Below are 12,669 nucleotides of genomic sequence, written 5' to 3'. Positions count from 1 at the left end.
TTTCCCTTTACAATTATGTAAATTTCTCCATTTATTCCGTACAAAATTATGGATATTCTACTTTCAGTATACTCTTTTATCAATATATACTCTAGATTTTATTGTAAAGAAAGCAAAAAGCCTAATCCAATATTTGGATTAGACCGCTTGTAAAATATATTTAGCATGTTCTACATTTTTCTCAGTAGGTGGTTCTACATTTGCGAGTGGATACTTGTGTCCAAGCGCCTCCCATTTATATACACCAAGCTTATGATATGGTAACACTTCAACTTTTTGAACATTAGACAGACTTTGAATAAAGCTAGATAGTTTTTGTAGATCCTCTTCATTATCCGTAACACCAGGAACTAATACGTGTCGTACCCAAATCGGTTTATTCTTATCCGATAAATAACGAGCAAATTGTAAAATATGTTCATTTGGTTTCCCTGTTAATTTACGATGCTTTTTGGAATCGATATGTTTCAGATCCAATAAAACTAAATCTGTATAATCCATTAAAATATCTAGCTTATTTTGGAATTCTGGTTCCTCAGAATAACAACCACCAGAAGAATCGATTGTTGTATGGATACCAGCCGCTTTACACTTTTTAAACAACTCAATTAAAAAGTCTAGCTGTAATAATGGCTCTCCACCGCTAACTGTTATACCGCCTCCGGAAGCTTCAATAAATGGAAGGTAACATGTCACATCCTGCATCACTTCTTCAACTGTTATTTCTTTACCTTTACCGATTTCCCACGTATCAGCATTATGACAATATTGACAACGTAATAAACACCCTTGTGTAAATATGACATAACGAATCCCCGGGCCATCAACAGTACCACAAGACTCTACAGAATGTATTCTTCCTTTTACCATGTTACTTCCTCCTTTATTGAAACAGCCTCCCTTCGCTATATATTAAGAGCGAAGGGACACCTTTTTTCATTTACATGCTTTCATGCATTGTACGGTTAATTACATCAATTTGTTGTTCACGAGTTAATTTAATAAAGTTTACAGCATAACCAGATACACGAATTGTTAATTGTGGATACTTCTCAGGATGTTCCATTGCATCCATTAATGTTTCACGGTTAAATACGTTAATATTTAAGTGGTGCCCTTCTTTTACTGCATAGCCATCAAGCATTGATACTAAATTACGTACTTGTACATCATCTTCTTTACCAAGTGCTTTCGGAATAATAGAGAATGTATTAGAAATACCATCTTGTGCATCTTCATATGGTAATTTAGCCACAGATAATAATGAAGCTAATGCACCTTTTGTATCGCGTCCATGCATTGGGTTCGCACCTGGTGCAAATGGTTCTCCTGTACGGCGGCCATCTGGAGTATTACCAGTTTTCTTACCGTAAACAACGTTAGATGTGATTGTTAAGATTGACATTGTATGAACAGAGTTTCTGTATGTTTTATGTTTACGAAGTTTATTCATAAATGTTTTTACAAGATTTACAGCAATCTCATCTACACGATCATCATTGTTACCGTATTTAGGGAAATCTCCTTCAATCTCGAAGTCAACTGCAATACCATTTTCATCACGAATTGGTTTTACTTTTGCGTATTTAATTGCACTTAATGAATCTGCTACTACAGATAGACCAGCGATACCTGTTGCCATTGTACGAAGAACGTTTGTATCATGAAGTGCCATTTCAATACGTTCATAGCTATATTTATCATGCATGTAATGGATAACATTTAATGTGTTTAAATATAGACCCGCTAACCATTCCATTGTCATATCAAACTTATGCATAACTTCTTCATAATTTAATACTTCAGAAGTAATTGGTGCGTACTCAGGACCAACTTGTGCTTTTGACTTTTCATCTTTGCCACCGTTAATCGCATATAATAATGCTTTGGCTAAGTTTGCACGAGCTCCGAAGAACTGCATTTGTTTACCGATTCTCATTGCAGATACGCAACATGCAATACCGTAATCATCGCCGTATTCAGGACGCATAATGTCATCATTCTCATATTGAATTGCTGATGTTTTAATAGACATTTTCGCACAGTAGTTTTTAAAGTTCTCTGGTAATTGTTTAGACCAAAGAACAGTTAAGTTTGGTTCTGGAGCTGGTCCTAAATTATCTAATGTATGCAAGAAACGGAATGAGTTCTTTGTTACTAATGGACGACCATCTAATGCCATACCACCGATAGATTCAGTTACCCAAGTTGGGTCACCAGAGAATAATTCATTATAATCAGGTGTTCTTGCGAATTTCACAAGACGTAATTTCATAATGAAGTGATCGACAATTTCTTGTACTTCTTCTTCTGTTAAAGTACCATTTGCTAAATCTCTTTCAATGTAAATATCTAAGAATGTAGAAGTACGTCCAAGACTCATTGCAGCTCCGTTTTGTTCTTTAATCGCTGCAAGGTATGCGAAGTATAACCATTGGAATGCTTCTTGTGCATTTGTTGCTGGCTTAGAAATATCGAAGCCATGAGAAGCAGCCATTTCTTTTAACTCTTGAAGTGCACGCATTTGCTCGGATAACTCTTCGCGTAAACGCATTGTATCTTCGCTCATTACACCACCAGTTAAATTCAAATCAGCTTTTTTCGCTTCAATTAAATGATCAATACCATATAACGCTACTCGGCGATAGTCACCGATAATACGTCCACGTCCGTATGCATCTGGAAGACCAGTAATAACACCTGATTTACGTGCATTTCTCATTTCTGGTGTGTATGCATCAAATACACCTTGGTTATGAGTTTTTCTCCACTCTCTAAAAATACGACTAAGTTCTTTATCCATTTCGTATCCATAAGATTCACAAGCTTGTTCTGCCATACGAATACCACCATATGGTTGTAAAGAACGTTTAAATGGTTTATCAGTTTGGAAACCGACTACTTTTTCAATATCTTTATTTAAGTATCCTGGGTCATGTGATGTAATAGAAGAAACAATTTTTGTATCCATATCAAGAACGCCACCGTTTTCACGTTCTTTCGTTGTTAAATCCATTACTTGATCCCAAAGTTGTTTCGTTGCTTCAGTTGCTTCTGCTAAGAAAGATTCGTCCCCTTCGAAAACGTTTACATTATTTAAAATGAAATCGCGAACATCAATCTCTGCTTTCCATTTTTCACCTTTAAAGTTTTCCCATGCGTTTTTAACATTTTCTAATACTTGAGTCATCCTAATCTCCTCCATTTTTGATTAGTACAGGACTAAGATTTTTTATATAACAGCTTACACACTTAGAATACTACTTTTTTACGAAAGTGAACGAAATAGTTGTGACATGTTTGTGAAATGTTGAGCAAACTACTATATATATAGTGTTAACTTCATTTAAAAGTCTTTAAAATTAACCCTTTCCTTAATTGTATTTTTTTGGTATCCTTATATACGAGTCCTATTTTGTAATATAAGAACAATACCCATTGTAGAGCTGTAACACTCTTATCTCCTAATCTGTTATAGTTTTTATAACAGAACAAAAAAGTGTACACATGTTGTACACTTTTTTTGTTACTTCTATAAAACATCTCTTTTTCTATTGCCATCATAGAATCCGCCACGATTGTCTGTTAATGCAATTATTTGATCTAGTCCTTCTATATGATCACCTATAATTCGAAGTACAGCTGGTGGATGACCTATTTTAGCAAAATGTTCACTGGGACGAATACGGTTCATCTTATCGACCTCAACACGACTTACACATGCAACTTCAAATCCTGAAAGAATAGCTTTCACTTGGGCTACACACGGCGCCAGTAAAGATCTATACCCAATTTCTTTCAAACACTTACGGCTAAACGCATTCGGTACAGCGATAAGAGAGCCTACGCCTAGATCTTTTCTATCACAAGCTAAATTTAATGCATATTTAAATGCAGTTACAAGATGAAGCGGTACTCTTAAATCTAAATAATGATTTAGATCATTTAATGCAACATCTGTTCCATCTGCAATAGCTTTCGCAAAAGGATATAGCTCACTCGCTGGAATAACAAAATCGCCATCTATAAATAACACAATTTCTCCTTTTGCAAAATACGTTCCAAGTGAGCGCCCCACATCATTTCCGAGTGCTTCTTTATATACAATTGTCGTTGCCCCTTTGTCTTTTGCAATTTTTTTCGTTTTATCTGACGAACCATTTACGACAACGATAATTTCGAAGGGTTCAATTTTGCGAAGCTCTTCTATAACGTTTCCAATTGTTTTCTCTTCATCTTGTACGGGAATAACAACCGATAGTTGCTTTCCTTTATAGAAATCAGATGTAACACCCCACCCTTGATAAAACTCTTCAAAACTTAAAGTATGATAGACACTATCCCTTTTCCTATTTCCATCATAATATCCTCCGCGCTCATCACTGCTTAATATCCGTTCTGCTACTGCTTCTATATGATCACCTATCATTCTTTTTTCAGATTGGGAAAGATTTGTCCCATATGCAGCATGCTGGAATGGACGAAATTTATTCGGCGTAATAACGTCAATAGCACAATGACGACTAATTCTCCATTTACTTTGAACTAGGCGTAAATGAGCCACAATAGGATTAACAAAACATTCATATCCGATGCTTTGAACGACTTCTTTCGTCAGCGCATGAGGTACATCTAATAAAGAATTCATTTTTAATTCTTCACGCTCTAACATTGCATTTAATATTTGGCGCCATACTGTAATAGAAGTGGTTTTTTGCCTTTTTAAAAATAATGCATCCAAATTATTTAAAACTACATCTGCCTGATCGTATAAAATCGGATTAAGGAATAATTTTAATTTTGAAGTTGGAATAGCAAAATCACCATCTATAAATAGTAATACATCACCTATCGCATGTTTTGCGCCGACTGCACGTCCAACATCGTTCCCTAGTAGCTCTGTATGCTTGATTACTTTACACCCTAAACGATCTGCAACATCTTCTGTTCCATCATTACAACCGTTTGCTACTACAATGATTTCTACTGGATTTAATGGTCTTACCGATTGAATAACGTCTGAAATCGTATCGACCTCATTACATGCAGGAATAATAACAGATAATGACTTAGTAGCCATTGTTTTGTTCACGAAACCACTTAATCGTTTCCTTCAATCCGTTTTCCCACGTTACTTTCGCCTGAAATTGAACAAGCTCTTTTAATTTTGTTACATCTGGTCTTCTATTTGGAATTTCTTCAAAACCATGAGGATATACTTCTTCAAAAGGCACTTGGACAATCTTCGAAGAAGAATTCGTTAATTTTTTAATTACTTCTGCTACTTCTTTTATGCTCTTTTCATTCTCAGAACCTATATTAATAATCTCACCATTTACCTTCTCATCCATTGCCCGAATTGTTGCCTCTACCGCATCACTTACATACGTAAAACAACGTGTCTGCTTTCCATCTCCATATACGAGAATGTCTTCTCCTTGCAGTGCCGCGCGGATAAATCGCGGGATTACTCCTGCATATGGACCATCTTTCGCTCTTGGACCATAAATATTAAAGTATCGAACAATCGTTACTGGTAAACCTTCTAATGCGTACCCTAAACATAATGTCTCTTCCAACGTTTTACAAACTGCATAACTCCAACGAATTTTAGAAGTTGCCCCGTACAATCGATCTCCCTCTTCAGAGAAAGGCGGCTTGGCCTTACCATATACTTCTGAAGTAGAAGCAAAAACTACTTTCTTCTTTCCTTTTAACGCTGCTTGTAAAACATTTCTTGTCCCATCAAAATTCGTTTCTATGAGCTCTATACTTTTTTCCATTGTTGTTTTCACACCTAAAATTGCTGCTAAATGAAACACGACATCATGCTGATCTACTAATTCATAAATAGAATTTTTATCTAAAACACTTATTGGAATAACACGGATTTCTTTCATTAACTCTTTATGGTACTTATTTTTACCTTTATAAAAGTTATCCACAACAGTGACCTCATAACCTCTTCTCATCAACTCTTCAGCTAAATGCGACCCGATAAATCCGGCCCCACCTGTAATTAAACATTTCTTACTCATTTACTCACCTTCTTTACAATCCCGCGTGTATCTATTACTCGATCCATTCCTTTAAAAAGCTTCCAATCAATATTAGAATGATCCGTTAAAATTAAAATACAATCCGCTTTTTTAACTTTTTCTTCATCTAAAGAAACAGATTGGTACACCTTATCTCCAATTTCCGCGAAAGAAATATAAGGATCATGATATTCTATCTCGTATCCTTGATTTCTTAATAATTGAATAATCGGTAACGCTGGTGATTCTCTCAAATCATTTACATCTTTTTTATACGCAATCCCTACAATTAACACCGTTGCGGGTGATTGCACCACACTTTTTACTTTGCGGACCATTTTCTCTGGCATTTCTTCATTAATTATATGTGCAGCCTCAATTAATTGACTAATTGCCCCATTCTTTTTTATTCTCCATTGAAAATATAAAGGGTCTACGGGAATACAGTGTCCCCCTATCCCTGGCCCTGGCCAATACGGAGTAAACCCAAATGGTTTTGTAGATGCCGCTTCAATGGCCTCATAAAAATCAATGCCTAAACTTTCACATAGTGTGTTTAGTTCATTTACTAAAGAAATGTTAACTAAGCGCTGAATATTTTCAAATAGCTTGCACATCTCTGCTACTTTCGGAGAGCTAACAGGTACAACTTCGTCAAAAATGGTACTATATAAATCCTTTACCTTTTGTTTACACTTTTCTGTTTGTCCACTAATAACTTTTGGAATAGCTTGAACTGAATATTGACTATTTGCTGGATCAATTCTCTCAGGGGAATATCCGATATAGAAATCTTCCCCTACCTTTTTACCATTTTGAGAAATAATAGGTAGGATGACTTCTTCAAGTGTGCCTGGATATGTGGAGCTTTCAAAAATGAAGGTTTGTCCTTTTTGAAGGTTTTGTTGTATATAATGCGAAGCTGAAATGAGGGCACTTAAGTCTGGTTCTCTTTGTTCATTAATTGGAGTCGGGACAGTGACAATAACATAATCACTATTTTGAAAATCAGCAATGCCTTGATCCGGTGTATTTACTGTTAATTTTTTTTTCGTCAATAAACTTTGTAACTCTTTAGAAGAAACATCCGGAATATAACTTTCTCCTTTTATAATTGAGTCTATTTTTCTAATATCTTTATCTAATCCAAGTACTGTATGCCCTCTTTCTGCAAAATGTACCGCTAAAGGAAGGCCAACATACCCTAGCCCAATAATAGCTACTTTACTACTATTCATTTGTATTCTCTTCTTCCCTTCTCAATTGTTGAATTACATCTCTATCTCTATCTCCATCTGTAAAACCACCACGTTCGTCCGTACATTGTAATAAATACGCAACCGCTTCAAGTTGATCACCGAAAATACGATCAAATGCTGAAATACGCCCATTTACAAATTCGTGTTGCTCTGGACGTACGCGATTTGTTTTTATAACATCTACTAACTCTACTGTTGTAATAGAGAATCCTTCTAAAATAGCTTTCACTTGTGCTAATGGCGGAATGATAAGGGAATCATATCCTATTTTCTCTATTACCTTCTTATGAATGGCATGTGGTACAGCAGTTAGTGAGTTATTCCATAAATCTGGTCGTTTCGCTATCAAATTCACAAAGTATTTTCCCATACTAATTGGATCTGCTGGATGAAACATATCTAATAAGCATTGTAAATCATTTAACACCACGTCATTTCCATCTTCAACAGCATGTAAAAATAGAGTGAGTTTTTTTGCTGGAATAACAAGATCACTATCAACGAATAAACAAATATCTGCCGTAGCATGCATGGCACCTATTGCTCTTGCTACATTATGTCCAAGCGCCTTCGTAAATTCAACAACAATAACATTCTCTAGCTTTGCCTGTTTAACAGTCTCAACATCTGCTCCATTCGCGACAACTATAATTTCATCTACACCTGCTTCTTTCACTTCTTTTATAACAGACCTTATGGTTATTTTCTCTTCTGATACTGGGATAATGGCACTATATTTCGCTTTATTCTTTTGTAATAAAACTGGTTTATACTTTCCTACAAACTCTCTATCTCTATTGTTCTCTGAAAAACCACCGCGTTTACCATATGTTTCGATTACGTATTGTAAAGCTCGCAAATGATCACCCATAATACGACTAGTCGCTTTCGGATAAGGAGAGCCAGGTGATGTACCAGTATGCACAGGTCGAACTTTATTTGTGTAGATGACATCAACTGAAGCCATATCAGAAATATCTACTCCTCTAGACATCGCCATCGCTTGAAATAATGCTGGATCTGCTAAATTCCACCACCCCAGTTTTTCAATCACTTTACGACTTATCGCATGTGGTATTGCAATTAAAGATCCTACAACAAACTCTTTCTTGTTCAAATAACGATTTAACATATATTTTCCAACCGTCGTATAATGCGGTCTCATCTTCAAGTAAACGGACCATGTTAAATTATTTAAAACAATCTCATGCCCTTGTCGTATTCCTTTAATAAAATTGTATAATTCTTCACTTTTCATGACGATATCACCATCTAAAAACAAAACAATCTCACCTTTTGCTTCTCTAGCACCAATTGCCCGTCCCACATCATTACCAAGAGAATCTCTATAATAAATTACACGGCAATTATGCTGTAATGCTATTTCCTTCGTCCCATCTGTAGATCCATTATCTACTATGATAACTTCATATGGTTCGAGCTTTCTTACCTCTACTAAAACTTTTGATAAAGTACTTGCTTCATTATGCACTGGAATAACAACTGACACTCTCATACTTGTATCACTCTTACCCTTCCAAGCGAACATAAGCAATAATAGGAATACGCACAACTACATCTTCTGGTGGTCCATAAGAAGGAGAAGTACGAACAATTACTGCCCCATCCGTCACAGATAAAAGAACGCCTGCAATGATTTCTACAGCTGTCACAACTTGCACTAGTTCGCCAACATGGTTACGTAATTCATCAGTAAATAACATATATAACTCTCCTTTCTTAAGCTTCTTTAATTGATATAATACTTATAAATGGTAATAAAACCTCTGTTCCTATTCCTTCTTGCAATGTTAAGAAGTCATCACCAACTGCTACAATAACACCTGTTAATTGTCCAACTGTCACCGTAATTTCTACGTTTTTACCTAAATACTGCTTTGCAATTTCTTTAAAAGGTGATGTATTGCATTCTTTTAAAATGTTACAAATAATAGATTGAAATCTACTTGATTCAATAACCTCTTCCGTAGCTTGCTTAGAGTTTCTTTGAATAAATCTCGCGAAGTTTTGTGAAAATAAAAGTCTTTCCACAGCAGGCAATAACTTATTATCTAAAAAATAATCTAATTGTCTATTAAACAATCTTGATAATTTATGCCAATATTTTCTGAACAGACACATACACTTCTCCTCCTATTATTTTTAGATTATAAAATTTTACATCCATACATCTTAATGTATACAAAATGGATATTTTTGTGATAGGTAAGACATACATTTTCTAAAAGAAATATTTGTTTCAGAGCATAAAAAAAACTATCCAAAAGGATAGTTTCTTACACTTCAATATTCCGCAATATCGAATAAATGTCATTATTCACTTTACCAAATGATTTAATATTATTTTGAATGTTAGATAATAAAACAACATATACACTACCATTTTTACTAAATCCGTTTAAGCAATTCCAACCTGGCATTACACCATGATTCGAATAGCTTCCTGGGTCTACGTACCATCCAAACCCGTAATCCTTTTTTCCACCCGTAAACATTTGATCGTAACTCTCTTTTGAAATTAATTTTCCAGAGTATAACGCCTCATTAAATAAATATAAATCATGTGCACTCGTATATATATCACCACAACCATAAAGTTGTGACATGCTTGGAATATTAGGTGTTGTCATATTATTATTTACTATTTTATAACCCGTTGATGGGAATCTTGTTTGTTCTAACGCTGTGCCAAAGCCAGAATGTTTCATACCCGCAGTAGCAAAAATATGTTGTTTAATATATTCTTCGAGTGACTGCCCACTTACCTTCTCTGCAATATAAGCAAGTATAGAGTAGTTCGAATCAGAATACTTCCACTTCTCTCCCGGACCACCAATACGCTTTTGATTTCCTATCCGCTTTATCAGTTCTTCATGAGAAATATCTTCTTTTCCCTGCTCATATTCGGGAATCCCTGATGTATGTGTTAATAGATGTTTTAGCTGAATATTATTACCTTGTGGAAAACCTGGAATATACTTCGCAACAGTATCTTCTACTTGTAATTTATTTTGATCTTTCAATTGCATAATAGCAGTTGCTACAAACGCCTTTGAAATAGAACCAATATAAAAAGTCGTCTCTGAATTATTCGGTACTTGCTGCTCTTTATTTGCCATACCGTACCCTTTATTCAGAAGAACTTTTCCGTTCTTCACAATAACAGCTGTCCCGCTAAATCCTGCGTTTTGTAAATACTGGTCCAATTGAGCGTTTTCATTAATTTCTTGAGGTGGTCCTTCAGCAGGTTTCTCCGCTGCTTGCGCTTGCTTCATTTGTTCTTCCTGCTCTTTTTGTTTTTGCTTCTGTACTTCTTGTTTCTTTTTTTCTTCTTTCTTTTTTAACTCTTCTTGTTTCTTCATTTCTGCTGCCGCTTTTAAAGTTTCTTCTTTCTTATTATGCGCAACAATTTTTGTATACATGAAATATACAAGTGATAATAGTAAGACGAGAATGATTGTTCTTTTTATGTATACAATCGGCCGATGTGCTTTCCCATTCGCATTATTTTTTTCCTGATCCATAATTGCTTTTTTCCCCTTACTCACCAATAATTTAATTCCTCTACTAAAGATTCGTTTTAGTAGATTATGGATAATCCATTCTATATCATCCCTACTTTATCACGCACTGCACATATTACCAACCTATATGTACAAAAAAGAAAAAGAAAATTTACAAAAGTAAGATTCCCGTTAAATTATTAACAAAAAAAAGAGGATATCCTCTAAAAAATTGATGTTATCAATCTTTTGGGACATCCTCTTATCTCATTATTTATACGTGTTTTTTCATATCATCGGCAACAGATTCAACATTTGTACCTACGATAACTTGTACACTAGTATTACTTAATTTCATAACACCTTTTGCACCAGCACGTTTTAATGCTGCTTCATTTACTTGACCAGCATCTTTTACTTGTAAGCGTAGACGTGTTGCACAGTTATCAATAACTGTTAAGTTTTCTTTTCCGCCTAAAGCTGCTACGTAAGTTTCACCAATTGAACCTGCAACTGGTGCATCACCATCTTCAACTAACTCATCGTCATCTTCACGACCAGGAGTTTTTAAATCGAACTTCTTAATTAAGAAGTAGAATACTATGAAATAAATTGCTGCGTAAATTAAACCGATACCTGCTAGTAAGACTGGTTTTGTTGCAATACCGAAGTTTAAAGCATAATCGATTGCACCGGCACTAAATGAGAAACCATCATGAATGCCAAGTGATGTTGTAATGAATAAAGAAAGACCTGTTAGTACAGCATGAATACCATATAATACTGGTGATAAGAACATGAATGAGAATTCAATAGGCTCTGTAATACCAGTTAAGAATGAAGTTAATGCTAGACCAGCTAACATACCAGTAACTGCTTTACGCTTTTCTGGTTTAGCAGCTGCAATCATTGCGAAACATGCTGCTGGTAAACCGAACATCATAACTGGGAAGAAACCAGTCATAAACATACCTGCTGTTTTGTCACCTGCAAGGAAACGAGCAATATCACCATTAACAACATTACCTGCTGCATTTGTAAAGTCCCCAAATACAAACCAGAAGTATGTGTTCATTACGTGGTGTAAACCAATTGGGATTAATAAACGGTTTAATAAACCAAATAATCCTGAACCAATTGCACCTAAATTAACAATTCCATGAGCTAATGCATCAATACCATTTTGAATTGTTGGCCAAATTTGTGCAAATAGAATTCCTAATATCAGCATCACAACTGATGTAACAATTGGAACGAAACGTTTTCCAGCAAAGAAACCTAACCATTCTGGAAGTTTAATCTTATGGAATTTATTATAAAGAAGTCCTGCTATAACACCAACAATAATACCACCTAAAACTTTCATATCTACTTTAGTCGATAATTCAGCAGCCTTAGATACTTGTGTCATTGTATCTGCAAGCTTAGATGGATCTACATTTGCGCTATTACCTATTAAATCTTGGACTTTACCTAATTTACCTTGTAATTCAGCAGTTGAATACCCTTTGCTAAGTGCATCAATACTATTTTTCATAACAAGATAACCAATTGCACCTGCAAGACCTGCTGCACCACTACCATCCACTGAAAGACCGATTGCAATACCAATTGCAAAAATAAGTGCTAAGTTATCAAAAACTGCTGCGCCGGCCTGTGCCATAACAGGAATATCAAATACATCTGGTTGCCCTAAACGAAGCAATAATCCTGCTGCTGGTAGTACTGCGATCGGAAGCATTAAAGCTTTACCAATACGTTGTAAAAACTGCAACATTTTAATTCCCCCTAATTAAATTTATGAAATCGTTATCATTATAAGTACGCTTTAGAAAACGCTTTCTATTA

The 12,669-nt window shown here is 35.2% G+C and carries 11 protein-coding genes; all 11 read right to left on the bottom strand.

The features are described 5' to 3' along the window. Nucleotides 1-138: 138 nt before the first annotated feature. The 11 genes from pflA to nagE all read right to left on the bottom strand — a co-directional run bounded on the left by pflA (nt 139) and on the right by nagE (nt 12,598). Complete coding sequence (pflA, locus tag ACUL40_RS22275; RefSeq protein ID WP_000238458.1) at nt 139-870, bottom strand: pyruvate formate-lyase-activating protein; 732 nt, start codon at nt 868-870, stop codon at nt 139-141. A gap of 70 nt (nt 871-940) precedes the next feature. Beyond that, nucleotides 941-3,190, bottom strand: a complete 2,250-nt coding sequence (pflB, locus tag ACUL40_RS22270) for a formate C-acetyltransferase (RefSeq protein WP_000195471.1) — start codon at nt 3,188-3,190, stop codon at nt 941-943. A gap of 152 nt (nt 3,191-3,342) precedes the next feature. Continuing rightward, nucleotides 3,343-3,564: a hypothetical protein gene (locus ACUL40_RS22265; RefSeq protein ID WP_047792121.1), complete on the bottom strand. Its 222-nt coding sequence runs from the start codon at nt 3,562-3,564 to the stop codon at nt 3,343-3,345. Continuing rightward, the gene (locus ACUL40_RS22260; RefSeq protein ID WP_445423010.1) at nt 3,533-5,080 is read right to left on the bottom strand and encodes a glycosyltransferase family 2 protein; all 1,548 of its coding nucleotides are present in this window, start codon (nt 5,078-5,080) and stop codon (nt 3,533-3,535) included. Before ACUL40_RS22260 ends, ACUL40_RS22265 begins: the two co-directional genes overlap by 32 nt. Further along, on the bottom strand, nt 5,070-6,038 hold the full coding sequence (locus ACUL40_RS22255; protein ID WP_445423000.1) for an NAD-dependent epimerase/dehydratase family protein: 969 nt from the start codon (nt 6,036-6,038) through the stop codon (nt 5,070-5,072). The genes ACUL40_RS22260 and ACUL40_RS22255 overlap by 11 nt, the downstream gene beginning before the upstream one ends. Next, entirely contained in the window at nt 6,035-7,276 is a 1,242-nt protein-coding gene (locus tag ACUL40_RS22250; protein ID WP_001088921.1) for a nucleotide sugar dehydrogenase, read from the bottom strand. Before ACUL40_RS22250 ends, ACUL40_RS22255 begins: the two co-directional genes overlap by 4 nt. Next, nucleotides 7,269-8,813, bottom strand: a complete 1,545-nt coding sequence (locus tag ACUL40_RS22245) for a glycosyltransferase family 2 protein (RefSeq protein ID WP_001266466.1) — start codon at nt 8,811-8,813, stop codon at nt 7,269-7,271. The genes ACUL40_RS22250 and ACUL40_RS22245 overlap by 8 nt, the downstream gene beginning before the upstream one ends. A 13-nt stretch (nt 8,814-8,826) precedes the next feature. Further along, a complete protein-coding gene (locus tag ACUL40_RS22240) occupies nt 8,827-9,021 on the bottom strand; it encodes a hypothetical protein (protein WP_000899469.1) in 195 nt (64 codons plus the stop codon). Between the two features lie 16 nt (nt 9,022-9,037). Then, a complete protein-coding gene (locus tag ACUL40_RS22235; protein WP_000335530.1) occupies nt 9,038-9,439 on the bottom strand; it encodes a hypothetical protein in 402 nt (133 codons plus the stop codon). 155 nt (nt 9,440-9,594) lie between these two features. Continuing rightward, nucleotides 9,595-10,842, bottom strand: coding sequence for a serine hydrolase domain-containing protein (locus tag ACUL40_RS22230; protein WP_445423001.1), 1,248 nt, complete (start codon nt 10,840-10,842; stop codon nt 9,595-9,597). A 253-nt stretch (nt 10,843-11,095) separates the two neighbouring features. Beyond that, nucleotides 11,096-12,598 carry an N-acetylglucosamine-specific PTS transporter subunit IIBC gene (nagE, locus tag ACUL40_RS22225; RefSeq protein ID WP_000938900.1) on the bottom strand — a complete coding sequence of 501 codons (1,503 nt, stop codon included), beginning with the start codon at nt 12,596-12,598 and terminating at the stop codon, nt 11,096-11,098. Nucleotides 12,599-12,669 lie beyond the last annotated feature (71 nt).

This window comes from Bacillus sp. KNSH39 (genome assembly GCF_052656585.1).
Note: the sequence above shows the minus strand (reverse complement) of the source record. Positions and strands in the feature narration are given on the sequence as shown.

Coding starts and splice junctions, on each gene's coding strand:
- ACUL40_RS22265 (WP_047792121.1), bottom strand. CDS start 3,564: ATGATGGCAATAGAAAAAGAGATGTTTTATAGAAGTAACAAAAAAAGT.
- ACUL40_RS22250 (WP_001088921.1), bottom strand. CDS start 7,276: ATGAATAGTAGTAAAGTAGCTATTATTGGGCTAGGGTATGTTGGCCTT.
- ACUL40_RS22255 (WP_445423000.1), bottom strand. CDS start 6,038: ATGAGTAAGAAATGTTTAATTACAGGTGGGGCCGGATTTATCGGGTCG.
- pflB (WP_000195471.1), bottom strand. CDS start 3,190: ATGACTCAAGTATTAGAAAATGTTAAAAACGCATGGGAAAACTTTAAA.
- pflA (WP_000238458.1), bottom strand. CDS start 870: ATGGTAAAAGGAAGAATACATTCTGTAGAGTCTTGTGGTACTGTTGAT.
- ACUL40_RS22260 (WP_445423010.1), bottom strand. CDS start 5,080: ATGGCTACTAAGTCATTATCTGTTATTATTCCTGCATGTAATGAGGTC.
- ACUL40_RS22235 (WP_000335530.1), bottom strand. CDS start 9,439: ATGTGTCTGTTCAGAAAATATTGGCATAAATTATCAAGATTGTTTAAT.
- nagE (WP_000938900.1), bottom strand. CDS start 12,598: ATGTTGCAGTTTTTACAACGTATTGGTAAAGCTTTAATGCTTCCGATC.
- ACUL40_RS22245 (WP_001266466.1), bottom strand. CDS start 8,813: ATGAGAGTGTCAGTTGTTATTCCAGTGCATAATGAAGCAAGTACTTTA.
- ACUL40_RS22240 (WP_000899469.1), bottom strand. CDS start 9,021: ATGTTATTTACTGATGAATTACGTAACCATGTTGGCGAACTAGTGCAA.
- ACUL40_RS22230 (WP_445423001.1), bottom strand. CDS start 10,842: ATGGATCAGGAAAAAAATAATGCGAATGGGAAAGCACATCGGCCGATT.